Annotated in this window: 21 protein-coding genes; 11 read left to right on the forward strand and 10 right to left on the reverse strand. The window is 74.6% G+C overall.

Features of this window, described 5'->3' with window-relative positions; genetic code table 11:
* The first annotated feature begins 20 nt into the window (after window positions 1-20).
* Window positions 21-944 carry a LysR family transcriptional regulator gene (locus tag RMN57_RS35950; RefSeq protein ID WP_313767495.1) on the forward strand — a complete coding sequence of 308 codons (924 nt, stop codon included), beginning with the start codon at window positions 21-23 and terminating at the stop codon, window positions 942-944.
* A 185-nt stretch (window positions 945-1,129) separates the two neighbouring features.
* Complete coding sequence (locus tag RMN57_RS35955; RefSeq protein ID WP_313767496.1) at window positions 1,130-1,723, forward strand: hypothetical protein; 594 nt, start codon at window positions 1,130-1,132, stop codon at window positions 1,721-1,723.
* 77 nt (window positions 1,724-1,800) lie between these two features.
* Here RMN57_RS35955 and RMN57_RS35960 read toward each other — a convergent pair whose 3' ends face one another.
* Entirely contained in the window at window positions 1,801-3,405 is a 1,605-nt protein-coding gene (locus tag RMN57_RS35960; protein WP_313767497.1) for an FAD-binding oxidoreductase, read from the reverse strand.
* A gap of 70 nt (window positions 3,406-3,475) precedes the next feature.
* Between RMN57_RS35960 and RMN57_RS35965 the strand changes: the two genes are divergently transcribed.
* The 5 genes from RMN57_RS35965 to RMN57_RS35985 all read left to right on the forward strand — a co-directional run bounded on the left by RMN57_RS35965 (window position 3,476) and on the right by RMN57_RS35985 (window position 8,337).
* Complete coding sequence (locus RMN57_RS35965; RefSeq protein ID WP_313767498.1) at window positions 3,476-4,132, forward strand: TetR/AcrR family transcriptional regulator; 657 nt, start codon at window positions 3,476-3,478, stop codon at window positions 4,130-4,132.
* Window positions 4,133-4,464: 332 nt separating this feature from the next.
* On the forward strand, window positions 4,465-5,352 hold the full coding sequence (locus tag RMN57_RS35970) for a sugar isomerase (RefSeq protein ID WP_313767499.1): 888 nt from the start codon (window positions 4,465-4,467) through the stop codon (window positions 5,350-5,352).
* Window positions 5,349-6,464 carry an ROK family protein gene (locus RMN57_RS35975; protein WP_313767500.1) on the forward strand — a complete coding sequence of 372 codons (1,116 nt, stop codon included), beginning with the start codon at window positions 5,349-5,351 and terminating at the stop codon, window positions 6,462-6,464. The genes RMN57_RS35970 and RMN57_RS35975 overlap by 4 nt, the downstream gene beginning before the upstream one ends.
* Window positions 6,461-7,384, forward strand: coding sequence for a hexose kinase (locus RMN57_RS35980; RefSeq protein WP_313767501.1), 924 nt, complete (start codon window positions 6,461-6,463; stop codon window positions 7,382-7,384). Before RMN57_RS35975 ends, RMN57_RS35980 begins: the two co-directional genes overlap by 4 nt.
* A gap of 89 nt (window positions 7,385-7,473) precedes the next feature.
* Complete coding sequence (locus RMN57_RS35985; protein ID WP_313767502.1) at window positions 7,474-8,337, forward strand: ketose-bisphosphate aldolase; 864 nt, start codon at window positions 7,474-7,476, stop codon at window positions 8,335-8,337.
* 23 nt (window positions 8,338-8,360) lie between these two features.
* On the opposite strand, the gene RMN57_RS35990 is transcribed toward RMN57_RS35985, so the two are convergent.
* Window positions 8,361-9,245 (reverse strand): IS5 family transposase, encoded by an 885-nt coding sequence (locus tag RMN57_RS35990; RefSeq protein ID WP_313767503.1) that lies wholly within the window; start codon window positions 9,243-9,245, stop codon window positions 8,361-8,363.
* Window positions 9,246-9,378: 133 nt separating this feature from the next.
* Entirely contained in the window at window positions 9,379-10,137 is a 759-nt protein-coding gene (locus RMN57_RS35995; protein ID WP_313767504.1) for a DeoR/GlpR family DNA-binding transcription regulator, read from the reverse strand.
* Window positions 10,138-10,480: 343 nt separating this feature from the next.
* Here RMN57_RS35995 and nagA point away from each other — a divergent pair, with 343 nt between their 5' ends.
* The 3 genes from nagA to RMN57_RS36010 all read left to right on the forward strand — a co-directional run bounded on the left by nagA (window position 10,481) and on the right by RMN57_RS36010 (window position 13,764).
* On the forward strand, window positions 10,481-11,653 hold the full coding sequence (gene nagA / locus RMN57_RS36000; protein WP_313768074.1) for an N-acetylglucosamine-6-phosphate deacetylase: 1,173 nt from the start codon (window positions 10,481-10,483) through the stop codon (window positions 11,651-11,653).
* A gap of 109 nt (window positions 11,654-11,762) precedes the next feature.
* On the forward strand, window positions 11,763-12,677 hold the full coding sequence (locus RMN57_RS36005) for a hypothetical protein (RefSeq protein WP_313767505.1): 915 nt from the start codon (window positions 11,763-11,765) through the stop codon (window positions 12,675-12,677).
* A gap of 103 nt (window positions 12,678-12,780) precedes the next feature.
* Window positions 12,781-13,764: an aldo/keto reductase gene (locus tag RMN57_RS36010; RefSeq protein ID WP_313767506.1), complete on the forward strand. Its 984-nt coding sequence runs from the start codon at window positions 12,781-12,783 to the stop codon at window positions 13,762-13,764.
* A gap of 310 nt (window positions 13,765-14,074) precedes the next feature.
* Here the strand turns inward: RMN57_RS36010 and RMN57_RS36015 are convergent, their stop codons facing one another.
* From RMN57_RS36015 to RMN57_RS36040, 6 genes are all read right to left on the reverse strand, one after another.
* Complete coding sequence (locus tag RMN57_RS36015) at window positions 14,075-14,395, reverse strand: hypothetical protein (RefSeq protein WP_313768075.1); 321 nt, start codon at window positions 14,393-14,395, stop codon at window positions 14,075-14,077.
* Between the two features lie 534 nt (window positions 14,396-14,929).
* Window positions 14,930-16,465 carry a cytochrome P450 gene (locus RMN57_RS36020; protein WP_313767507.1) on the reverse strand — a complete coding sequence of 512 codons (1,536 nt, stop codon included), beginning with the start codon at window positions 16,463-16,465 and terminating at the stop codon, window positions 14,930-14,932.
* A gap of 84 nt (window positions 16,466-16,549) precedes the next feature.
* Entirely contained in the window at window positions 16,550-17,164 is a 615-nt protein-coding gene (locus tag RMN57_RS36025; RefSeq protein ID WP_313767508.1) for an ATP/GTP-binding protein, read from the reverse strand.
* Window positions 17,145-17,504, reverse strand: coding sequence for a DUF742 domain-containing protein (locus RMN57_RS36030; protein WP_313767509.1), 360 nt, complete (start codon window positions 17,502-17,504; stop codon window positions 17,145-17,147). The genes RMN57_RS36025 and RMN57_RS36030 overlap by 20 nt, the downstream gene beginning before the upstream one ends.
* Window positions 17,501-17,908: a roadblock/LC7 domain-containing protein gene (locus RMN57_RS36035; protein ID WP_238950843.1), complete on the reverse strand. Its 408-nt coding sequence runs from the start codon at window positions 17,906-17,908 to the stop codon at window positions 17,501-17,503. The genes RMN57_RS36030 and RMN57_RS36035 overlap by 4 nt, the downstream gene beginning before the upstream one ends.
* The gene (locus tag RMN57_RS36040) at window positions 17,905-19,602 is read right to left on the reverse strand and encodes an ATP-binding protein (protein WP_313767510.1); all 1,698 of its coding nucleotides are present in this window, start codon (window positions 19,600-19,602) and stop codon (window positions 17,905-17,907) included. Before RMN57_RS36040 ends, RMN57_RS36035 begins: the two co-directional genes overlap by 4 nt.
* A gap of 610 nt (window positions 19,603-20,212) precedes the next feature.
* On the opposite strand from RMN57_RS36040, the gene RMN57_RS36045 reads away from it, so the two are divergent.
* Window positions 20,213-21,043, forward strand: coding sequence for an SDR family NAD(P)-dependent oxidoreductase (locus RMN57_RS36045; RefSeq protein ID WP_313767511.1), 831 nt, complete (start codon window positions 20,213-20,215; stop codon window positions 21,041-21,043).
* Window positions 21,044-21,077: 34 nt separating this feature from the next.
* Here RMN57_RS36045 and RMN57_RS36050 read toward each other — a convergent pair whose 3' ends face one another.
* On the reverse strand, window positions 21,078-22,544 hold the full coding sequence (locus tag RMN57_RS36050; protein ID WP_313767512.1) for an MFS transporter: 1,467 nt from the start codon (window positions 22,542-22,544) through the stop codon (window positions 21,078-21,080).
* Window positions 22,545-22,693 lie beyond the last annotated feature (149 nt).

Below are 22,693 nucleotides of genomic sequence, written 5' to 3' on the forward strand. Positions count from 1 at the left end.
ACGGGCCCTAGGCTGGCGGCATGGACCTCGAAGCCGTACGCACCTTCGTCGCGGTCGTGGACTCGGGCCGGTTCCAGGAGGCCGCGGCGGACCTGTCGATCACCCAGCAGGCCGTCTCCAAGCGCGTCGCCGTCCTGGAGAAGGACCTCGGCGTGCGGCTGTTCACCCGCACCGCGCGCGGTGCCCGGCTCACCATCGACGGTCAGGCGTTCCTGCCGCATGCCCGCGAGCTGCTGCGGGCGGCCGAACGAGCCGCGGACTCGGTCCGGCCGGGCCGCCGGGCCCTGCGCGTCGACGTGCTCGGCTCCCGCCTCGCCCCCTCGGCGCTGCTGCGCGAGTTCCACCGGGCGCACCCGGACGTCGACCTCGACGTGGTGACGCTGTTCGACGCGGCGACCGCGCTCGCCGAGCTCGCCGCGGGCACGATCGACGCCACCTTCCGCGCGGTGACCGCGCCCGGCCTCCAGCTGCCCGAGGGCATCGAGGCGGCCCCGGCGCTGGACGAGCCCCACGAACTCCTCACCGGACCGGGCCACGCGCTCGCCGACGCCCGGTCGGTGACGCCGGCCGAGCTGCTCGGGCACCGGATCTGGATCCCCGGCATCGTCCCGGGGACGGAATGGGCCGCCTACTACGACGACCTCGCCACCGCGTTCGGGCTCGGCATCGAGTCGACCGGCCCCAACTTCGGCATCGAGGGTCTGCTGGAGGTGGTCGCCGACTCCACGGCCGTGGCCAGCCTGGTCGGCGCGCAGACCCGGCTCGTCTGGCCCACCGGCTGCGACCTCCGGCGCATCCCGGTGCTCGACCCGACCCCGGTCTACCCGCACTACCTGCTGTGGCACCGCGACAACACCCACCCGGCCCTGGCCCTGCTCCGCCGCCACCTCGCGGTGCTGCCGTCCGGTCCGCAGCCGGTCTGGAAGCCGGACTGGGCCCGCTGACCGGCGCGGACCGGGTCGGGGGCGCCTGCGGGGACCCCTAGGGGGCACGTACCAAGAGCCCTGAGTTTCCCGGGAATTGTGCGACTGCTGTGATGATTATGGAGTCCGTTCCGGGATATGCTCCGCGCCGCATCCAAGCAGTTCACCGCCGGGCGGGAGCCCGGCGCATCAGGGGGACAGGACACATGACGGACATTCAGCCGGACGCCTCGTTGGAGACGACCGAGACGATCTCCGGTTCGGAGGGCGGTCGGGGCCGACGGCTCTGGCTGTTCGGCGGGGCGGCGGCCGTGGTGGCGGCGGTGGTGGTCGGGGCCGTGCTGGTCCTCGGCGGCAGTGACGACGAGGCCGGGCCGAAGCAGACCCTCTGCGGGCTGGAGCGGGCCGCCGGCACGCCGCTCGCCACCGTCCTGCCCAAGGGGCGCCCGGGTACCGAACACCGCGAGGTGAGGGGCGACAAGCACATCTACTGCACGATCGAGATCGACGGGGAGACCGCTGTGAGCGTCTCGGTGTTCGGCGTCGATCCCGAAGAACCGGAGGAGCCCGGCCACGCGTCGGCGAAGGACCTGATCGGTCGTGGCGTCGTGGCGGGCGGTCCGGGGGCCTCGGTGTTCGACTACTGCAGCGGAGACCACTCCAAGGGCGTCGCCGTGGCGGTGAGCGCCGACACCAGCATCCTCCCGAGGAAGACCGCCGACGTGGAGCCCGTCACCAAGGCGCTGGGCAAGCTGACCGAGAAGGTCCTCGCCGACCAGCAGGGCGAGGTCTGCCGCTAGGCCCCCGCGCGGGCCGCTCGGTTGAGCGGCCCGCGCGCAGGACTGCGAGGCCGGTCGGACGGCCGCCCGCCGTCCCGTCAGTCGAGCAGGACACCCGGGTTGAGGATCCGGTGGGGGTCCAGGGCGTCTTTGGCGGCGCGCAGCGCCAGCGCGAAGGGCTCCGGGCGCTGACGGTCGTAGCCGGGGCGGTGGTCGCGGCCGACGGCGTGGTGGTGGGTGACGGTCGCGCGGTGGCGGTGCAGGACGTCGACCGCGGCGGCCTTGACGTCGTCCCAGACCCGGACCTCGTCGCCGGGTCGGCCGGCCACGGCCACGGTGAAGTAGGGGGCTGCGCCGTCGGGGTAGACGTGGGTGAGGCGGCAGTTGACGGTGGCCGGGTGGCCGGTGGCCTTCAGGGCGGTGGCACCGACCTCGGTGCGGACGGCGTCGATCAGGGCGGGGAGCCGGTCCCAGGTCGCGGCGGTCTCGAAGGTCTCGACGACGGCGCCCATGCGGGCCAGCCCGTCGCGCAGGTAGGGCATCCGCAGGAAGGCCGAGCGCCACGCGCTGACCGCCGTGTCCGCCGGCGCGTCGCCCCCCGCCGTGGGCGTCTCGCCGCGGCCGCCGTGGGCGCGGGCCAGCTCCAGGGCGCTCGCCAGGCGGTCGTCGACCGGGCCGGTGGCGGACTCGAAGCCCAGGACCAGGACGGTGGAGCCGTCGTGCGAGGCGCCGGACAGCAGCGCCTCGCCCGGGTCGAGCAGCCGGCAGTTGGCCGGGGCGAGGTCGGACTGGGCGATGGTGCGCACCGCCTCCAGGGCGCGCTGGAACTCGCCGAAGGCCACGGAGGTCGACGCCTTGAACCGGGGGCGCTCCTGCACGCGCATCCACGCCTCGGTGATGACGCCGAGCGTGCCTTCGGAGCCGAGGAACAGGCGGTCGGGCGACGGCCCGGCGCCGGACGCGGGCAGGCGCCAGGACGTGCTCACTCCGGCGGGCGTGACCACGCGCAGCGACTGCACGAAGTCGTCGATGCGGGTGTGGCCGGTGGCGTAGTGGCCGCCGGCGCGGGTGGCCAGCCAGCCGCCGAGGGTGGAGAACTCGAAGCTCTGCGGGAAGTGACGCAGGGTGAGGCCGTGGGGCCGCAGCTGCCCCTCCAGCACGGGACCGAGCGCGCCGGCCTGGATGCGGGCCGAGCGGCCGAGGGTGTCGATCTCCAGGACCCGGTCCATCGCGGTGAGGTCGAGCGACAGCACGGCGCGGTGCGCGTCGCCGCGGTACTCGACGCCGCCGACCACCGAGGAGCCGCCGCCGAACGGGATGACGGCCACCCCGTGCTCGCCGGCCCAGTCCAGCAGGTCGGCCACCTGCCGGTCGTCGGTCGGCCGGGCGACCAGGTCGGGGATGCGGCCGGGCCGGCCGCGCAGGGCCCGGACGACGTCGCGGTACGCCTTGCCCATCGCGTGGGCGGCGCGGGCTCCGGGGTCGGCGGTGACCAGGTGAGCGAGGGCCGGCGGGGGCGTCGCACCGGGCCGGGCGATGGGCAGGTCGGCGACCCGGGGTATCGGCAGCGGGCGGGCGAGGGTGCCTGGCAGCAGGGCGCCCAGCGCGGCGCACTCCGCGTCGCTCGGGTGGGCGTCGGTGTGGCCCCAGCCCCACCAGGAGCGGGGACGGGCGGCACCGGGGGCGGACGGGGCGGCAGGCATGCGTGTGCTCCCAGAGGGGTCGCAGGTAACTTACCCAGTGGATAATTACCCTAGGGTAATATCGGATCCTATGACAACGCCTCCTTCGCCTCCTTCGCCTCCTTCCAAGGCCGGCACCAAGGGCGTGCCCCGGGCCGAGCGAGAGCGGCAGGTCCTGGCCGCGGCCACCGAGGAGTTCGGCCGTCACGGCTACGAGGCCACCACCGTGGCCGCCGTCGCCGCCCGGGTGGGCGTCACCAAGCCGCTGCTGCACCAGTACTTCGGCAGCAAGCAGGACCTCTACCTCGCCTGCCTGAACCCCGTCGGCGAGCGGTTGCTGAACGCCGTCGACGCCGCGATGGCCGAGGGTTCCGCCGAGGCGTCGCCCACCGCCCTGCGCGTCCTGCGCGCCCTGTTCACCGCTCTGGACGGGCAGCGCGAGGCCTGGTTCGTCCTCTACGACGCCACGCTGCCGCCCGGCAGCGACGCCGCCCACCGCGCGGCGCACTACCGCGACGCCATCGACGACCTCGCCGCGATCGGCACCGCCGACCTCCTGCGGTCGACCGGATCCGACGACCCGCTCGACGCCGATGCCCTCAAGTACGCCTGGCGCGGCCTGTGCACCGCCCTGGTCCGCTGGTGGATCACCCACCCCGACCAGTCGCCCGAGGCCATGGCGCAGCGCTGCGCGCGGCTCTTCGCCGTCGTCCGCTCCGTCGATCCCGCCGACGTCGACCTCGGGTGAGCCGCGCCGGCGCCGCGCGCCGGCCGCCTGTCCGGGATCGCTGAGGCGGCCCTGTTGCCGCCGCCGCTCCGAGCGCGCGCCGCGCGGCGGCGTCCGGGCCGGGTCCACCCTCGTGCCGGGTCCACCCTCCATGCTGTTGACGACGCGACGAGCGCGCTCTCCCCGGAGAGCGCGCTCGTTGTCGTTGGCGCCCTGCGGAGTCCGCTTCGGGCGCGCGGATGTCGCCACTTCGCGCAGAGATCTGCGCACCATGCTTCCAATGACTGTTCAAAGCTGCTTGAATCAAGCGAAAAGAGATCAGTTATTGGCAAGCACTCACGCGGAGGTGGCCGATGGCGACCCATGTCGAGGCCGAGATCGCCAGCCAGCCGGACTGCTGGAGCCGAGCGGCGGAGCTCGCCCGGGCGGACTGCCCGGCGCTGCCCGCGCACGGCGAGCGGGTGGCGGTCGTCGGTTGCGGGACATCGCTGTTCATGGGCCAGGCGTACGCCGGGCTCCGGGAGGCCGCCGGACACGGCGTCACCGATGCCTTCGCCGCCTCCGAGTTCCCGGGCGTCCGCTCCTACGACCGGGTGGTCGCCCTGACCCGCTCCGGGACCACCACCGAGGTGCTGACCCTGCTGGACGGGCTGCGCGGGCAGGTCCGCACCTCCGCGATCACCGCGGACCCGGACACCCCGGTGATGGGCGCGGCGGACGACGTGGCCGTCCTGGACTTCGCCGACGAGCGGTCCGTGGTGCAGACCAGGTTCGCCACCACCGCGCTCACCCTGCTCCGCGCCCACCTGGGCCTGCACACCGAGGCGGTCGAGGCGGACGGGCGGACCGCCCTGACCGAACCGCTGCCCGAAGGACTCACGGACTGCACCCAGTTCACCTTCCTCGGCACCGGCTGGACCGTCGGCCTGGCCAACGAGGCCGGGCTGAAGCTGCGCGAGGCGGCGCTCGCCTGGAGCGAGGCGTACCCGGCGATGGAGTACCGGCACGGACCGATCAGCATCGCCGCGCCGTCCACCGCCACCTGGATGCTCGGCACGGCCCCGGCCGGCCTCGCCGAACAGGTGCGGGGGACCGGCGCCCGCTGGATCGAGGACGGCCTCGACCCGCTCGCCGAACTGGTCCGCGTCCACCGGCTGGCAGCGGCCCTCGCCGCCGCGAAGGGCCTCGACCCGGACCGGCCGCGGCACCTGACCCGCTCCGTGGTCCTCACCGGCTCATGAGTGAGCGCCACCCGACGACCGGATCCGCGCCGGCCGGCCTGACGGACCCTCGGTACGGTCCTGCGCCCGCGCGGGGCGACGGCGCCGCCGGGCGCCGGGTCGTCGCCGTGGACGTCGGCGGCACCGGCATCAAGGCGGCGCTGCTCGACCGCGGGGCCGCCGTCCGCCACCGCGAACACCGGGCCACCGGACGCGAACGCGGCCCCGCGGCCGTCGTCGACACGATCGTGGCGGTGGTCACCGAACTGCTCCGGCACGCCGAACGGCAGGGCGCCGAGGTCGACGCCGTCGGCCTCGCCGTCCCCGGCATCGTCGACGAGACCACGGGCACCGGGGTCCACTCGACCACCATCGGCTGGCGCGACGTCCCCTTCCGCGAGCTGCTGGCCGAGCGCACCGGGCTTCCGGTCGCCGTCACCCACGACGTGCGGGCCGGCGGGACGGCCGAGGCGCGGCTCGGCGCCGGTCGCGGCGCGGAGCGCTTCCTGTTCGTCCCGGTCGGTACGAGCATCGCGGCCGCCGTGATGACCGGCGGCCGGGCCGAGCCGGGTGCGCACCACCGGGCCGGGGAGATCGGCCACCTGGTGGTCCGCCCCGGCGGGGAGGCGTGCGCCTGCGGGGCGCTCGGCTGCGCGGAGACCTACGTCTCGGCCGCCGCCGTGGCCCGCCGGTACGCCGCGGCCACCGGGCGGCAGGCCCCCGCGGAGGAGGTCGCCCGGCTGGCGGCCGCGGGCGACCGGGCTGCCCGCGCGGTGTGGGCCGAGGCGGTGGACGCCTTGGCCGACGCGGTGGCGACGGCCGCCCTGGTGCTGGATCCACCGCTGGTCGTGCTCGGCGGCGGGCTCGCCGAGTCCGGCCGACTGCTGCTCGACCCGCTGGCCGCGGCCCTGGCCGACCGGGCCCGGATCCTCGTCCCGCCGCGCCTGGTCCCCGCCGCACTCGGGTCGGCCGCCGGCTGCCTGGGCGCCGGTCTGCGGGCCCTGGACGCGGCGGCCGGCGCTCCCTCTGCACCCGGCCCCGCTCCGGTTCCCGCTCCCGTCTCCGTTCCCGCCGCGGCGTCCGGCCCTGCGCCCGTTCCCGCCGCGGCGTCCGGACGGACCGCGGCGCCGTGATCGTGACCGTCACCCCCAACCCCGCGCTGGACGTCACCTACGCCGTGCCCGCGCTGCGCCCGCACACCACCCACCGGGTGGCCGCCGTCCACGAACAGGCCGGCGGCAAGGGCGTGAACGTCGCCCGCGTGCTGCACGCGCTGGGCCGCCCGACCACCGCCCTGCTGCCGCTCGGCGGCCCCACCGGGGACGTCGTCCGCGCCGAGCTGGACCGGGCCGGCCTCCCGTACCTGCCCGTCCCGCTCCGCCCCGGCGCGGTGACCCGGCGCACCGTCACCGTCGTCGACGAGGCCGACGCGACCGTCCTGAACGAGCCGGGTCCGGAGCTCGCCGACGAGGACTGGGCGGCGGTCCTGGCGGGCGCCACGGGCCTGCTGCCCGCCGCCCGCGCCCTGGTGCTCTCCGGCAGCCTGCCCCACGGCCTGCGCCCGGGCGCCTACGGGGACCTGGTCCGCCTCGCCCACCGGCACGGCGTCCCGGTCCTCCTCGATGCCGGTGGGGCCGCGCTCACCGGGGCGCTGGCGGCCGGGCCGACGGTGGTCAAGCCCAACGCGGCCGAGCTGCGGGACGCCACCGGCATCGCGGACCCGCTCGCCGCCGCCCGGGCCCTGGCGGACGGCGGTGCCCGGGCGGTGGTCGCCTCGCTCGGGCCCGACGGCCTGCTGGCCGTCACCCCGGACGGCGCCTGGCACGCCCGCCTCCCCGAAGCGCGTGTGGTGCGCGGGGGCAACCCGACCGGCGCAGGGGACGCAGCGGTGGCCGCGCTCGCCGCGGCCCTCGCCGACGGCAGCCCCTGGCCACGGGCGTTGGCCGAGGCGGTGGCGCTGTCGGCCGCGGCCGTCCGGGCGCCGTACGCGGGCCACCTCGACCGGCAGGCGTACCGGCACGACCTTCCCCTGGTCCGGCTCCGCCCGGCCTGACCCGTCCGCTCCCGCGAGGGCCCCGCCGGGGCCTCCGCTCCCGCGAGGGCCCCGCCGGGGCCCGCCCTCACGCACCCTCAGGAGAGCTCATGCCCCTGGCAGCCACCGGTGACCTGGTCGGCCGGGCCGCAGCCCGGCGCGGCGCCGTCGCCGCCTTCAACGTCATCACCCTGGAGCACATCGAGGCCGTCGTCGCCGCGGCCGAGGCGGCCGGGGCCCCGGTGATCCTCCAGATCAGCGAGAACGCCGTGCGCTACCACGGCGGACGCCCGGGGCCGCTGGCCGCCGCCGCGGTGCGGTCCGCCGAGCCGAGCACCGTCCCGGTGGCGCTCCACCTGGACCACGTGACCAGCGACGGGCTGCTCCGCCAGGCCGCGGACTGCGGGTTCAGCTCGGTGATGTTCGACGCCGCGCACCTGCCGTACGAGGAGAACGTCGCCGTCACCCGTGCGGCCGCCGCCTGGGCGCACGGCGCGGGGCTCTGGCTGGAGGCCGAACTCGGCGAGGTCGGTGGCAAGGACGGGCGGGGCCCGCTGGACGCGCACGCGCCCGGGGCCCGGACCCGGCCCGAGGAGGCCCGGCACTTCGTCGCCGAGACGGGCGTGGACGCCCTCGCCGTCGCCATCGGCAGCACGCACGCGATGACCTCCCGCGACGCCCGGCTCGACCACGCCCTGCTCGCCGACCTGCGCGCGGCGCTGGACGTCCCGCTCGTCCTGCACGGCTCCTCCGGTGTCCCGGACGACGAGCTGCGGCGGGCCGTCGGAGGCGGCATCACCAAGGTCAACATCGGTACGGCGCTGAGCATCGCGATGACGGCCGCCGTCCGCGCCCACCTCGCCGGCGACGAGCGCGCCGTCGACCCGCGCGGCTACCTCGCCGCCGGCCGCGGCGCCGTCACCGAGGCCGCCGCCCGGCTCCTCCCGACCATCGCGGCGGCCCCCGTCGCCTGAGAAAGTGTTGGGTAATCGGATGATTACTGGTTCTTGAGGTCGTCGGCGAGGCGGCGGGCTGCTTCGGTCTCGATGGGGCCGCGCGGTTCGACCTCCTCGCCGGCGAGGCGGGCGGCCATGAGCCGGATCATCGCAACCTTGATCATCGCTTCGGCGTGCGCGGTCTTGCGCTCGTAGTCCCGTGCCAACCGTCTGCACCGTCCCAGCCAGGAGAATGTCCGCTCGACCACCCACCTGCGGGGCAGCACCTGGAACCCTTTCACATCCGCATTGCGCGGCACCGCGACGATCTCCAGGTTCTCGTGCTCGGCCGCCCAGCCGACCAGGCCCGCGTCGACCACATTCACGTAGCCGCCGTCGACCCAGACCAGCCCGACCTGCGGAAACAGGTTCCGGATCCCGCTGAGGACCAGCTTCGCGCCCGCCCGGTCCTGCACCGAGGCCGAGTGCACCACCGCCCGCAGCACGAGCCCGCAGGTGTCCACCAGCAGGTGCCGCTTACGGCCCCGCACCCGCTTGCCCGCGTCGTAGCCGATCGCCTGCCCGCCCTGGTGGCTGCGGGCCGACTGCGAATCCAGCACCGCCGCCGAGGGCTGCGGGTCCCGGCCGTCCGCCACCCGGACCCGCTCGCGCAGTGTGTCGTGAACCCGGTCCCAGGTGCCGTCCGCCGTCCACGCGCGAAACCAGCGGTAGGCCACGTCCCACGGGGCGAGATCATGCGGCACCAGCCTCCACGCACAGCCGCTGACCAGCACGTACAGCACAGTGTCCACGACCAGCCGACGCGGGAACTTCAACGGACGGCCGGCCCGGCGCAGATCCCGCACCGGCAGCAGCGGCTCGATCACCGCCCACTGAGCGTCCGTCAACGACGAGTCATAGGACGGCTTGCACGCACAGACACACATGGCGGTGATCTTCGCGGACAGGGCAACGCAAAGATCACCACCAGTGGATCACGCCATGAAGTTGATCAATTACCCAACACTTTCTGAGCCGGCCGGGGGCGCCCGCGCCGCAGGTGCGACCCGCCCGCGCCCCTCAGGCGCGGCGGACCCGCACCCCGCAGGCGGCGAAGGCCTTCTCCTGCGCCTCCGTCAGACCGTCGTCCGTCACCAGGTCGTGGACCTCGGCGAGCGGGCAGATCCGCGCGAAGGTGACCCTGCCCGCCTTGGTGCTGTCGGCCAGGACGACGGCGCGGGCGCTGCTGCGCAGGAACGCCCGGTCGGTCTGGGCCTCCATCTCGTCGTGCGTGGTGCAGCCCTCCTCGGCCGTCAGGCCGTCCACCCCGATGAAGGCGACGTCCAGGTGGTACTGGGAGAGCATCCGGTCGGCGGCCGGGCCGACCAGCTCGTAGCTCGCGGTCCGGGCGATGCCGCCGATCACCACCAGCCGCACCTCGGGCCGGACGATCAGGTCCGCGGCGACGTTCACCGCGTTGGTCACCACGGTGATGCCGCCGCGTTCGGCCAGGACCCGGGCGAGCTCGCTGGTGGTGGTGCCGCCGCTCAGGCCCACCACCGCGCCGTCCGGCACGAGTGCGGCGGCGGCCTGGGCGATCCTGCGCTTCTCCTCGCGCTGCTTCTCGCTGCGATGGCGCAGCGGTAGTTCGAGGTTGACCGGGCCCGTCACCGCGCCGCCGCGCGTGCGGTGCAGCAGCCCCTGCTCATGGAGCTCCTGGAGGTCCCGGCGGACGGTCGCGGTCGAGACGCCCAGGAGCCCGGCGAGCGCGTGCACATCGGCGCTCCCCGCTTCGGTGACGTGCGCAAGTATCCGGGCGGAGCGATCAGCTTTGAGCATGCGGCGAGTCTAGACCCGTAGCGGGCCCGTTCGGCCCGGTGCGACGGGGTTCCGGGCCGGTTTCAGGGCGCCCGAGGGGCTGGCCAGACGCTCGAAGCTGACTATGATGGCGATGATTCAAGCAATTTCACTCAGTCGATCCCCTCGATCGCTGCTTCCGGACGTCCGTTCCTGCCCGGATTCCGCGCGCCCGCCTGCACCGTCTGCATCGATGACGCGCCGACGACGTTCCGCCGCGCGCCCGTCGACGCGCCCGTCGAGGTGCCCGCCGGCGCACCCGATCGCGCGGAAGCGCACCTGCCCGTCCAGCTGTCCGTCCACAAGCCCAGGGGGTGGCCGCGTGATTGCCGCGGATCGTACTGCACTGTCCGGCGCCCGGTTGGTCCTGCCGTCCGGGGTGGTCGAGGACGGCCGTCTGGTGGTGGAGGGCGCGGTGGTGGCGGGTGTCGGCGGTCCGGTGGTGCCGGGGGACCTCGATCTGTCGGGGTTCACGGTGGTGCCGGGGTTCGTGGACCTGCACGTGCACGGTGGTGGTGGTGCGTCGTACGCGTCGGGGGTGGCGGAGGAGGCGCTGCGGGTGGCGCGCACGCACCTGGAGCACGGTACGACGACGACGATGGCCTCGACGGTGACCGGGGAGATCGACGAGGTGGCGCGGCAGGCGGCGGTGCTGTCGGAGCTGGTGGAGGACGGCGTGCTGGCCGGGATCCACTTCGAGGGGCCGTTCATCTCGCACAACCGGTGTGGTGCGCATCGTCCGGACCTGTTGCGGGATCCGGATCCGGCGTTGGTGCGCAAGTTGGTGGACGCGGCGCGGGGGCGGGCGCGGATGGTGACGTTGGCGCCGGAGCTGCCGGGTGGGCTGGAGTCGGTGCGGATGCTGGCGGAGCTGGGGGTGGTGGCGGCGGTGGGGCACACCGATGCGGACTACGGGCGGACGTTGGAGGCGGTGGAGGCGGGGGCGACGGTGGCGACGCACCTGTTCAACGCGATGCCGGGGATCGCGCACCGGGCGCCGGGGCCGATCGTGGCGTTGTTGGAGGACGAGCGGGTCACGGTGGAGCTGATCAACGACGGGGTGCACCTGCATCCGTCGGTGCTGGATCTGGCGTACGGGACGGCGGGGGCGGCCCGGGTCGCGCTGATCACGGACGCGATGGGGGCGGCGGGGATGGGTGACGGGCTGTACCCGCTCGGCCCGCTCCAGGTCGAGGTCAGGGACGGCGTCGCGATGCTCGCCGACGGGAGTTCCATCGCGGGCTCCACCCTCACCCTGGACGTGGCCTTCAAGCGGTCGGTCACCGTCAACGGGCTCACCCTCCCGCAGGCGGTCGCCGCGCTGTCCGCCACTCCGGCACGGTTGCTCGGCCTCGCCGACCGGGTCGGCTCGCTGGAGCCCGGCAAGCAGGCCGACCTGGTCGTGCTCGACTCCGCGGGCTACGACCTGGTGGCCGTGATGCGCCGCGGCGAGTGGATCGTCGGCGGCGACGCGTTCACCCCGGTCGCGGCGGCCTGACGCCCCGACGGCGGACCCGCGGCCCGCCGGCCCGGCCCGCCCCGCCGGACCGCCCTCACACCTACCCCGCTGGTCAGACCACCCCCACCTCGAACGTAGGGTCGGGTGCATGAAGTTCTTCCGGTCCAAGCCCTCGGCCCAATACGACCCCCATCTGACCGCGCTGACGGTCGACCAGGCCGACTACCTGCGCGGCCTGGTGCGCCAGTACCACGCAGACCTCCCGCAGGTCACCGTCGAGGGCGACGCCCTCCGCGCCCCGCAGGGCAGCAGGCCGCTGCACAACCTCGCCGAGCTCTGCCGCCGCGCCGACCCGCGCGAGTGGCCCCGCCTGGTGGAGCACCACTTCCGGGCCCTGGACGGCGCCGTCGACGCCACGCCGCAGGGCTCCGACGAGATCCTTCGCTCGGCCTACCTGCGCCTGGTGGCCGACGACGCCTTCCCGCCCGCCGCGGCGGCGTCCTTCAGCTACGTCCGCCCGGTCGCCGCCGGGCTGCTGGAGGCCCTCGCCCTGGACCTCCCCGAGGCCGTCCGGATGCTCGACGACCCGTTCGTCGCCGAGGTGGGGCTGGAGCGGCTGCGTGCCGCCGGCCGCGCCAACCTGCTCCGGGAGCCGGTCGAGTACGACACCGCCCGCGGCCAGGCCGGCGCGGTGATGCACATCGTGTCCGGCGAGTCGATGTTCGTCGCCAGCAAGGCGCTCGTCCTCGACGAGCTCGCCCGTACCCTCACCGGCCGCGAACTCCCGCCCGAGGGAGCCCTGTTCACCGTACCGAGCCGTCACTACCTGGTCTTCCACCCGCTGCTGGACGGCGGGGCCGTGGACGCGGTCAACGACCTCGCCGCGTTCGGCCTCGGTGCCTACCAGGACAACCCCGGCCCGCTCTCGCCCCGCCTCTACTGGTGGTACCAGGGCACGGTGACCTCGCTGACCGTGATCGACGACGCCACCCGTTCGTTCTCGGTCGCCCCGCCCGAGGAGTTGATGGCGATCCTGCGGCGCCTCCACGCCGCCGGCGCCTGACGGGCCCGCAGACCCCGACGCACACGCCCCACCCACCGCCGAGCCATGCCGCGCGGGCGCGCCGTCCGGTGCTCCCGCGCGGCGGCCGTGAGAGGGTCGACCCATGGAACAGCGTGTACTCGGCCGTACCGGCCGCCCCGTCTCGGTCGTGGGACTCGGCACCTGGCAGCTGGGCGCGGACTGGGGCGAGGTGCGGGAGGAGGACGCCCTCGCCGTCCTGGACGCCTCGGTCGAGGCGGGCGTCACCCTCTTCGACACCGCCGACGTCTACGGCGACGGGCGCAGCGAGCAGTTGATCGGCCGCTACCTGAAGGGCCGGCCGGACGCCGAGGTCTTCGTCGCCACCAAGTTCGGCCGCCGGGTCGAGCAGCGCCCGGAGCACTACCACCTGGCCAACTTCCGTGCCTGGGCCGACCGTTCCCGGGCCAACCTGGGCGTGGAGCGGCTGGACCTGGTGCAGCTGCACTGCCCGCCGACGCCCGTCTACTCCTCGGACGAGGTGTTCGACGCGCTGGACACCCTGGTCGCCGAGGAGCGGATCGCCGCCTACGGCGTCAGCGTCGAGACCTGCGCGGAGGCGCTCACCGCGATCGCCCGGCCCGGCGTGGCGAGCGTCCAGATCATCCTGAACGCGTTCCGGCTCAAGCCGCTGGAGCAGGTGCTGCCCGCCGCCGCGGCGGCCGGGGTGGGGATCCTGGCCCGCGTGCCGCTCGCCTCCGGGCTGCTGTCCGGCCGCTACACCGCCCAGACGATGTTCGCCGCCGACGACCACCGTACCCACAACCGGCAGGGCGAGGCCTTCGACCAGGGCGAGACGTTCTCCGGCGTGGACTTCGCCACCGGCGTCGAGGCCGCGGCCGAGTTCGCCACCTTCACCCCCGAGGGGGCGACCCCGGCGCAGACCGCGCTGCGCTGGATCGTCCAGCAGCCCGGCGTGACCACCGTCATCCCCGGCGCGCGCAACCCCGAGCAGGCCCGCGCCAACGCGGGCACCGCCGAACTGCCGCCCCTGCCCGGGGCCACCCTGGCCGCCGTCCGCGAGCTCTACGACCGCCGGATCCGCCCCCAGGTCCACGGCCGCTGGTGACGCGGTCCGCGGCACTCGCCACGGTCCGGCACACAAGTCGTTTCGGGGTGGCCCGGAGCAACTGCATCCGCGGCGCGGTAGACGCCTTCCTGACGGAGGGCACGCTGCCGGCCGCGGGGACGCGCTGCCCGAGCGACTGACAGGGCCTTGACCACGAAGGCGTCAAGAAGCTTCCCCGCGCATTCGGCAGCATCAGGTCGGCGATCGGGGCCGGGGCGCCGTGGGCCAGTGCTTGCTCGCGGAAGGCTCATCAGCACCTCTTCCGGAACAGGACCAGCCTGGAGAGTCACATGATGGGGCCGGACAGCTCCTACGTGTCGAAGGGCTCGTCGGACCAGCGGAAGGACGCCCGGTCGCCGTTGATGTGGAGCAGGAACTCCGCGACGGGTCCGTCCGGGGCGACCAGGGTCAGGGCTGCGGCGATCCGGTCGTAGGAGCGGTCGAACCCCTCGTAGTCCTCGGCGTCCAGCAGCGCGCGCGACTCGTCGAACCACGGCTTGACCGCGGCGAAGCCGGGTGCGGGGACGAAGTGGCCGCTCAGCCAGGGGAAGTCGCCGTCGTCGACCAGGATCTCGCCGAGCGGCTCGTCACCGTTCCGGCGCAGCAGCCGCCAGGTGCCACCGAAGGCCATCTCCACCCGCCCCTCCCGGGCCGACCTCCGGCCCGGGGGAGAGTCTGCCACGTGCCCCCGACAAGGCGGGCGGGTCTTGGGCGTGATCCGAAGGAAGCGCCGTGGTCGAGTGGAGCCCTGAGCCCTGCAGTGCGGCGTCGGCCGCCATCAGCGCGGCGGCAACGTGGGTGCTGTAGGGCGGGTTGGGGCTGCCGGTGCGCACAAGCTCCGTGCCGCACGACCCGGACGGCCCGGTGGGCCACGCCGAGCAGGTCCTGACCGTCCGCCCGCCGTCACGGCGGCGCCGACCGCGCGCCGGCGCGCGATGGGAGCTGCCCGTGGCCCCGGTGGCCACGGACAGCGCGGTGTTCTCGTCCAGCGCGATCCCGTACGGCGCCGGGCCGTTGGCGAGGCACGTCGGCGACGCGCCTCGCCGAGCGCTACCTCGCCGCCCCGCCGGGGACTGTGTCGAGTCCGGTTGTTGGCCGTACCGGTACCCGGCCCCGAGGTTTCGTCACTTCCCCGTCCGGCACGCCCGAATGGGAGCCGCCGCCGTCAGCGCCGGAACGGGGCGGTCAGCCGGCTCCACCAGCTGCGCCGCTGGCGCGGGAGCGTCACCCGGCCCGCCGGTTCCGGCGCAGACGCGGCGGAGGCCGACGCAGGCGCGGCCGACGGTGCGCCGGCCGCCGGGCCGGCCGCGCCGCCGGGGGCGGCCGCCGCGACCTGCTGCGGCAGGGTGTCGTCCTCCTCGCCGGGGAACCGCGGGCTGAAGCTCACCGGCAGCTCCACCAGGTGCTTCGAGATCCAGGCCGATGTCCAGGTCAACTCGGACTCAGGAACGGCCAGTTGAAGGTCCGGGAGGCGGGTGAGCAGGATGTCGATACCGGCCTCGGCGATGGCCCGGCCGATGTCCTGCCCGGGGCACTCGTGCGGCCCGCTGCCGAAGGCCAGGTGGGAGCGGTTGCCGTAGAGCGGCTTGGAGAGGTCCGGCCGGACGACCGGGTCGACGTTGCCGGCGGCGATGCCGATGAGCAGCATGTCGCCGGCCCTGATCTGCTGGCCGCCGAGCTCGGTGTCGCCGGTGGCCCAGCGGCCGGCGACCAGCGACATCGGAGCGGAGTCCCAGAGGACCTGGTCCAGGGCGTCCGGTACGGTCATGTGGCCCCCGGACAGGTGGGCACGGAACCGCTCGTCGGTGAGGATCATCTTGAGGGTGTCCGCGATCAGGTTCACGGTGGTCTCGTTCGCGGCCAGCAGTACCACCCGCAGGTGCTCCAGCACCTCGTCGTCGGTGAGCCCGGCCTGGTGCTCCATCAGCCAGGAGACGAGGTCGGTGCCGGGTGAGGCCCGCTTGCGCTCCATCATCCGGCGCAGCGAGGCGACCACGTAGTCGTTGCTGGCGATCGCCGTCTCGGTGCCCTTCATCAGGTCCCGGGCGGCGTCCACCAGCTTGGGGCCGTACTCCTCCGGCATGCCGACCAGCTGGGTCATCACCAGCATCGGCAGGTGCTCGGCGAACTGGCTGACCAGGTCGGCCCGGCCGCTCGGCCTGAAGTCCCGGACCAGCTGGTCGGTGAAGCGGGTGACGTAGCGGCGGATCCCGCGCCGGTCGAAGCGGTTGAGGCTCTCCGTGACGGCACCGCGCAGCCGCCGGTGCTCCTCGCCGTCGGCGAAGACGCAGAGCGGCTGCCAGGCGATCACCGGCATCAGCGGGGAGTCCGGGGTGACGCGGCCCTCCTGGAAGGCCGTCCAGCGGCGCGAGTCCCGGGAGAAGCGGGAGGGGGTGCGCAGGGCGGTGAGGTTGGCGGAGTGGCCGAGGACCAGCCAGGCCGGCAGGTCGCCGTGCAGCAGCACCGGAGCCACCTCGCCGTGCTCGGCGCGCAGCTTCTCGTACAGGCCCGCCGGGTCGGCCTCGGCCTCCGGTCCGTAGATCCGCCGCAGGCCCGGGGCGTCGAGGCCGGAGCCGGCCGGGTGCGGGCCGGCCGTGCCCGGACCGGCGGTGTCCAGCCCCGTGGTGTCCAGCCCGTGGGCGGGGCAGCCGGGCGGCGGTGAGGCGGGCGTGGCGTCGTCGTCTGCGAAGGGGGTGGTCACTGTGTCTCCGGGGTGAGGGCGGAAGCGGTGGTGGACCGGGCCGGGTCGGGGCGCGCCGGGAGCGCGCCCCGACCCGGCCACCGGTCACCCCGCCGGGGCCGCGAGGTCGTACAGGTAGCGCATCAGGGTGAGCAGGACGTCCCGGCTGGATTCGCGGAGCCGGGCGTCGCAGGTGACGATCGGCACCTCGGGCGTCAGGTCCAGGGCGGCCCGCAGCTCGTCGACCGGGTGGGCCGGCGACTCGGGGAAGGCGTTGACGGCGACGACGAAGGGCACGCCGCGGTCCTCCAGCCGCCCGATCACCTCGAAGCTGACCTCCAGGCGCCGGGTGTCGACCAGCACGACCGCGCCGAGCGCACCCTCGAACAGGCCGTTCCAGAGGAACCAGAACCGCTCCTGCCCGGGCGTGCCGAACACGTACAGGACCAGTTCCTCGCTGATGCTGATCCGGCCGAAGTCCATCGCGACCGTGGTGGAGGTCTTTCGCTCGACGCCGGCGAGGTCGTCGACCCCGGCGCCTTCCTGGGTCATCGTCTCCTCGGTGGTCAGCGGGCGGATCTCGCTCACCGAGCCGACCAGGGTCGTCTTGCCGACGCCGAAGCCGCCCACGACCACGATCTTGACCGCCATCGCGGCCGTGTCCGGGAGGAGGTCCTCGCTCGCCGGGCCGACCAGCGTGTCAGAGTCTCTGAAGTCCATGCATCACCGCCTCCAACAGGGCACGGTCGGGGAGGATCGCCGCGGGGATGGAGGTACGGGCCTCGATCCGTTCCTCGGCGAGGAGATCGGTCAGCAGCACGGTGACCGCGCTCACCGGCAGTCGCAGGTACGCGGAGATCTCGGCGACCGAGAGCGGTGCCCCGCAGATCCGCAGGATCGCGGCCTGTTCGGGCTGCATCGCGGGCGTCGGTTCGGCGCGCGCGACGATCAGGCTGACCAGGTCGAACGAGGTCTGTTCGGCCGGGCCGCTGCGCCCGCGGGTGATGACGTAGAGACGTTCGGGATCGCCGTCGTCCCAGTCCCGGTCGGCCTCGCTCATGCCACCTGCCCGCTGCTGCGCGGCGGCGTGCTGAGGTGCTCGCCGATCCGGGCGACCAGGTCGCGCATCCGCTGGCCCATCAGGCCGGCGTCGACGCCCTCGTCGGCGAGCACCGCGAGGAACGCCCGGGCGCCGGCGGCCATCAGGTAGAAGAAGCCGCCGCCCATCTCGATCACGACCAGCCGCATCCGGCCGTCGCCGTGCGGGAACTCGTGTCCCACCGCGGCGGCCAGGCTCTGCAGACCGGCGCAGGCGGCGGCGAGGCGGTCCGCCGTGTCGGGCTCGGTGCCGTACTGGGCCATCCGCAGGCCGTCGGCGGACAGGACGATGACGTTCCGGACGTTCGGGACGCCCTCCGCCAGGTCCTTGAGCATCCAGTCCATGTTGGTCCGCTGCTGAATCACTGCTCGCCCTTCCCTGCCGACTCTTCGTTGCTGTGGGCGTCAGTGCCGTGGCCGCCGGCGCCGTGCCCCTGTGCGCCGGTGCCCTGAGTGGTGGTGCCCTGCGCACCGGTGGCCCGGGAGCCGTGGCCGTTCACGGTCGGGCCGTCCGCCGTGGCCGCCGGCCCGGTGCCGTTCACCCCCTCGTGGAACGCCGCCAGCCACAGTCCGGGCTCGACGGGTTCCTGGGCCGGCTCGGGTACGGCCCGGGCCCCGGGGCGGCCCGTCCCGGGAACGGGTCTGCGGACGGGGGCGCCGTGCCGGCGGCGCTGCGGCAGCCCGTTCGCGGTCCGCTCGGTCACCACCGGCAGGTCGTCACCGGCTGCGGACGGCGCCGCGGCGGAGGACCGGAAGGGGCCGGCCGCGGACCGCCCCGCGGACGAACCGTTCCGGGAGGGGGAGACCTTGCGGGCGCCCCACGGGGACCGGTCGAAGCCGGCCGCGGACGGGGCGGTGGACGGGTCCGGCCGGGACGTCGAGGTGACGCCGATGCCGTGGGCGCGCCCGGTCGCCGGGGCCGTGGTGATCAGCTCCTGCGGCACGATCAGCACCGCGCGGACCCCGCCGTAGGCGGAGTGCCGCAGCGACACCTGGAACCCGTAGGCCTGGGCGAGCCGGCCGACCACGGCCAGTCCGAGCCGGGGCGTCTCGCCGAGGTCGTTGAGGTCGATGCCGGCCTGCGCCTCGCGGAGCATCCGTTCCGCCCGGGCCCGGCCCTCCTCGCTCAGGCTGAGGCCGCCGTCCTCGATCTCGATCGCGATCCCGGTCTGCACCTCGGCCGCCGTCAGGTGCACGCTGGTGTGCGGCGGCGAGTAGCGGGTGGCGTTGTCCAGCAGCTCGGCGACGGCGTGGATCAGCGGCTCGACGGCCGGGCCCACCACGGCGACGTCGGAGACCGGGTGCAGCTCGACCCGCTGGTAGTCCAGGATCCGGGACATGCCGCCGCGCAGCACGCTGTAGAGCGGCACCGACCGGCTCCACTGGCGGCCGGGGCGGGCGCCGCCGAGGACGGCGATGCTGTCCGCGAGGCGGCCGATCAGCGCGTTGCCGTGGTCCAGGCGCAACAGGTCGCCGAAGACGGCCGGGTCGTTGCCGTGCAGGTGCTCCATCTCGCGCAGCTCGTGGGCCTGGCGGTGGACGATCGCCTGCACCCGGCGGGCGATGTTGACGAACGCCCGCTGGGCGGCCTCGCGCATGCCCTCCTCGTTGTCGACCGCCTCCAGGACGGTGCGCAGCACGGCGTGCCGGGCGGCCTGGAAGTCGGCGCCGACGGCGGGGTTGTGGGACTCGTAGGCCTTCAGCACGTCCGTGCTGAACTCGCCGCGCTGGAGCCGGGCCACCGCCTCGGGCAGGGCGCTCGTGGCCAGCCGCACCGTCTCGGCCTCCTGCTCGGCCAGCCGGCGGCGAAGCTCTATCTCCTGCCGGGCGCTCTGTTCGCGCAGCGTCTCCAGGGCGCGCCCCCGGCGGGCCGTCTCGGCGGCGACCACGGCCACCGCCATGGTCCCGACCGCCCCGCACCAGGCGACTCCGGAGCGGGCGCCGGCGGAGGCCACCGATGCGGCGGCGACGGCGACCGCCGCCGTCACGACCGTGGGCAGGAGCCACACCAGGACGGGAGTGGCGCGCCGGCCTCTGGGTGACGATCCAGCACCAAGCATCAGCATCCTCAAGCGACTCGTAGGGAAAGGGGGTTGGGAAGGACAAGGGTCAGGTGCTCCGGAGCCGGGGGCGGCACCCCGCGGTGGGTCGGCGGGCGGCTTTCGGCCATCTCCGGGACTCCGGTTTGGGGCGCCCGCCCGGTCTGCCGGGGTGGTGCCGGCACCAGTCCTACCGCGCCCCGGGCTTGCCGTGCCGGTGCCTGCGCCCAGTTCGCCCATGCGGGGGGTATGTACCGGAAGACTCTTCCGGGAACCGGAAGTTGGTGGTATGGCGCACCCTCGAGGTGCCCCCCGGGTGCGCCGGGTCGGCGGGGCGGTCGAGCGGCCCCGCGGGGTGGTCGAACGCCTCCGTGGGCCGCGCCCCAGGCCCGGCGGGGTGGGTCGGACACCCCCGGACCGGACGGGTGGACGTGTCTCGAATGCCCGTTCGCCGTGGGACGTGGCGTGATTCGCCCCACCGAGGGTCACCCGATCAGCGGGCGCGCGAAGCGCGAGCGCGCCCCGTTCGCGCATCCACGCGCCGGGTGATGGTCTGTCAGGACCCTGGGCGGCGGGCGCCGGCTCTGGGACGGTGGCCGCCGACGGTTCGATACGGAGCGGGGGACACCGGATGGTACGGCGTTGGCTGGTGACGGGCTGCTCGTCCGGGCTCGGGCGGGCACTGGTGGCCGCGGCGGCCGCCGCGGGGGACGTCGTGGTGGCCACGGCGCGCCGGACCGGGACCCTGGACGGCCTCGTCCGCACCCACCCCGACCGCGTCCTGCCGCTCGCCCTGGACGTCCGCGATCCCGCGCAGTGCGAGGCCGCCGTCGCCGCGGCGACGGACCGGGTCGGCGGGCTGGACGTCCTGGTCAACAACGCGGGCAACGGCGTGTTCGGCACGGTGGAGGAGGTGGCCGACGACGAACTGCGGGATCAGCTGGAGACCCTGGTGGTCGGCCCGTGGCGGCTGTCCCGGCTGGTGCTGCCGCTGATGCGCGCGCAGGGCGCCGGCGACATCCTCAACATCTCCTCCCTGGCCGGCCGGATGGCCTTCCCCGGCCTCGCCGCCTACGTCACCGGCAAGTACGCCCTGGAGGGCATGACCCAGGCGCTGGCCGCCGAGGCGGCCCCGTTCGGCATCCGGGTCTCGGCCCTCGAACCCGGCGGCTACGCCACCCGTTACGGCACCTCGCTCACCGACGCCGCCGGCCGCTCGCCGCTCTACGCCGCGTTCACCGACCCGATGCGCGGCCTCCTCGGCGCGATGGCGGAGGGGCCGACGGTCGGCAGCGCCGAGGAGTTCGCCCGGACGGTGCTGCGGATCGTCGCGACCCCGGGCCCGCTGCCGGTGCGCATCCCGGTCGGGCCCGGCAGCCACGCGTACGTCGAGGCGGCGGCGGAGGCGGCGGCCGCGGAGCTCACCGCGGCCCGCGCACTGCTCGACGGCACGCCGTCCTGAGGTCGGACGCTCCCGGCCGAGCTCGGCGTCGCCGTCAACGGCTGTTCGCGAATACCTCGTTCGAGGTGGTGGCCGCACCCGGTTCGGTGGAAGGCTCCGGCGCCGCGGAGCCTTCCGCGGTCCTGGACCTCGTCAGCCACAGGCCGGTGAACACGGCGGTGGCCAAGGTGACGGTGCCGGCGGCGAGGAAGGCGCTGTCGAGGCCGGTCTCGAAGGAGGCGCCGCCGGACTGCCGGGTGCGGACGACGGCTCCGAGCACCGCCACGCCGAGCACCGCGCCGATCTGCCGGGTGGTGCTGCTGATGCCCGACGCGAGGCCGCCTTCCTGCGGGCCGACCGCCTGGATGGCGGCTCCCGTCAGTGGGGACATGGTCAGGGCGAAGCCGACGCCGACCGCTGCCAGCCGCCACCACACGTTCCCGTAGCCGGTGTCGGCGCGCACCGTACCGAGCGCCAGCAGTCCCAGGCCGGCCAGGGCCAGGCCGGTGGTGACCACGATCCGGAAGCCGTGCCGGGCGGCGAGCCGGCCCGCGTACGGGCTGACGACCACCATGGCGAGGGACATCGGCAGGGTCTGCAGGCCGGCGCGCAGGATCGAGCTGCCCTGGACGTGCACGAAGAACTGGGAGAAGAAGAACGACGAGCCCATCAGCGCGAACCCCACCACGACCATGGCGGTGTTGGACACGACGAACAGACGCTGCCGGAACAGCCGCAGCGGCAGCATCGGAGCGGAACGACGCGCTTCGACGGCCACGAACGCGGCGAGGAGGATCACCGCGGCGGCGAAGCCCCCCAGGATCACCGGCGACGTCCAGCCGCGGGCGCCACCCTCGATCAGCCCGTAGGCCAGCGCCCCCACCCCCAGAACGGACAGCACCGTCCCCGGGACGTCGACCGCGGGGGCGCTCGGATTGCGGGCCTCCTCAAGGCTGCGCAGACCGACCAGCAGAAGAACCGCGCCGATGGGCAGATTGACCAGGAAGATGGCGGGCCAGCCGAAGGCATCCGTCAGCAGGCCGCCGGCCACGGGGCCTGCGGCCAGGCCGATCCCGCTGAATCCGGCCCACAGCCCGATCGCCTTGATCCGTTCCTGCGGCACGGGATGGGCGGCGGTGAGCAGGGCGAGCGAGGCGGGGCTCAGCGCCGCGGCCCCGATGCCCTGCAGCACCCGGCCGGCGACCAGCCAGCCGACCGAGGGCGCGAGGCTGCACACCACCGACGCGGCGGTGAACACCGCCACGCCGGTCAGGTACACGCGCTTGCGGCCGAACCGGTCGGCGAAGACGCCGCCGGACAGCAGCAGCATGGCGACCAGCAGGACGTACGCGTCGACGATCCACTGCAGGCCGGTCAGTTGAGTGTGCAGCCGGTGCTGCATGTCGGGCAGCGCTGCTCCGACGATCGTGTTGTCGAGCAGGACCATGAACTGGCCCAGGCAGGTCACCGTGAGCAGCACGGCCCGGTTCGATCGACTGCCTACGGCCGGCGATGCCGCCATGGGGATTCCTCTCAATCGTCGATTGCGCCTCTCCACGGCCGATGAGGTCGGCCGTGGGGCGCACTAACGCAGCCCTCGGCTGCGTTAGTGGACTGCAGGGAGGACTGTAGGGAGGGTTGCCTCACAAACGCAAGTGGCAGCTGCGTTAA

It is taken from the genome of Kitasatospora sp. CM 4170, assembly GCF_032110285.1.
GTDB classification, from domain to species: Bacteria; Actinomycetota; Actinomycetes; order Streptomycetales; family Streptomycetaceae; genus Kitasatospora; species Kitasatospora aburaviensis.

What these genes read in the sequence shown, in the direction of transcription:
- RMN57_RS35955 (WP_313767496.1), top strand. Translation starts at nt 1,130, where the DNA reads ATGACGGACATTCAGCCGGACGCCTCGTTGGAGACGACCGAGACGATC.
- RMN57_RS36015 (WP_313768075.1), bottom strand. Translation starts at nt 14,395, where the DNA reads ATGGCCTTCGGTGGCACCTGGCGGCTGCTGCGCCGGAACGGTGACGAG.
- RMN57_RS36010 (WP_313767506.1), top strand. Translation starts at nt 12,781, where the DNA reads ATGGAACAGCGTGTACTCGGCCGTACCGGCCGCCCCGTCTCGGTCGTG.
- RMN57_RS36050 (WP_313767512.1), bottom strand. Translation starts at nt 22,544, where the DNA reads ATGGCGGCATCGCCGGCCGTAGGCAGTCGATCGAACCGGGCCGTGCTG.
- RMN57_RS36040 (WP_313767510.1), bottom strand. Translation starts at nt 19,602, where the DNA reads ATGCTTGGTGCTGGATCGTCACCCAGAGGCCGGCGCGCCACTCCCGTC.
- RMN57_RS35960 (WP_313767497.1), bottom strand. Translation starts at nt 3,405, where the DNA reads ATGCCTGCCGCCCCGTCCGCCCCCGGTGCCGCCCGTCCCCGCTCCTGG.
- RMN57_RS36045 (WP_313767511.1), top strand. Translation starts at nt 20,213, where the DNA reads ATGGTACGGCGTTGGCTGGTGACGGGCTGCTCGTCCGGGCTCGGGCGG.
- RMN57_RS35965 (WP_313767498.1), top strand. Translation starts at nt 3,476, where the DNA reads ATGACAACGCCTCCTTCGCCTCCTTCGCCTCCTTCCAAGGCCGGCACC.
- RMN57_RS35970 (WP_313767499.1), top strand. Translation starts at nt 4,465, where the DNA reads ATGGCGACCCATGTCGAGGCCGAGATCGCCAGCCAGCCGGACTGCTGG.
- RMN57_RS35995 (WP_313767504.1), bottom strand. Translation starts at nt 10,137, where the DNA reads ATGCTCAAAGCTGATCGCTCCGCCCGGATACTTGCGCACGTCACCGAA.
- RMN57_RS36005 (WP_313767505.1), top strand. Translation starts at nt 11,763, where the DNA reads ATGAAGTTCTTCCGGTCCAAGCCCTCGGCCCAATACGACCCCCATCTG.
- RMN57_RS36025 (WP_313767508.1), bottom strand. Translation starts at nt 17,164, where the DNA reads ATGGACTTCAGAGACTCTGACACGCTGGTCGGCCCGGCGAGCGAGGAC.
- RMN57_RS35985 (WP_313767502.1), top strand. Translation starts at nt 7,474, where the DNA reads ATGCCCCTGGCAGCCACCGGTGACCTGGTCGGCCGGGCCGCAGCCCGG.
- RMN57_RS35990 (WP_313767503.1), bottom strand. Translation starts at nt 9,245, where the DNA reads ATGTGTGTCTGTGCGTGCAAGCCGTCCTATGACTCGTCGTTGACGGAC.
- RMN57_RS35950 (WP_313767495.1), top strand. Translation starts at nt 21, where the DNA reads ATGGACCTCGAAGCCGTACGCACCTTCGTCGCGGTCGTGGACTCGGGC.
- RMN57_RS35975 (WP_313767500.1), top strand. Translation starts at nt 5,349, where the DNA reads ATGAGTGAGCGCCACCCGACGACCGGATCCGCGCCGGCCGGCCTGACG.
- RMN57_RS36030 (WP_313767509.1), bottom strand. Translation starts at nt 17,504, where the DNA reads ATGAGCGAGGCCGACCGGGACTGGGACGACGGCGATCCCGAACGTCTC.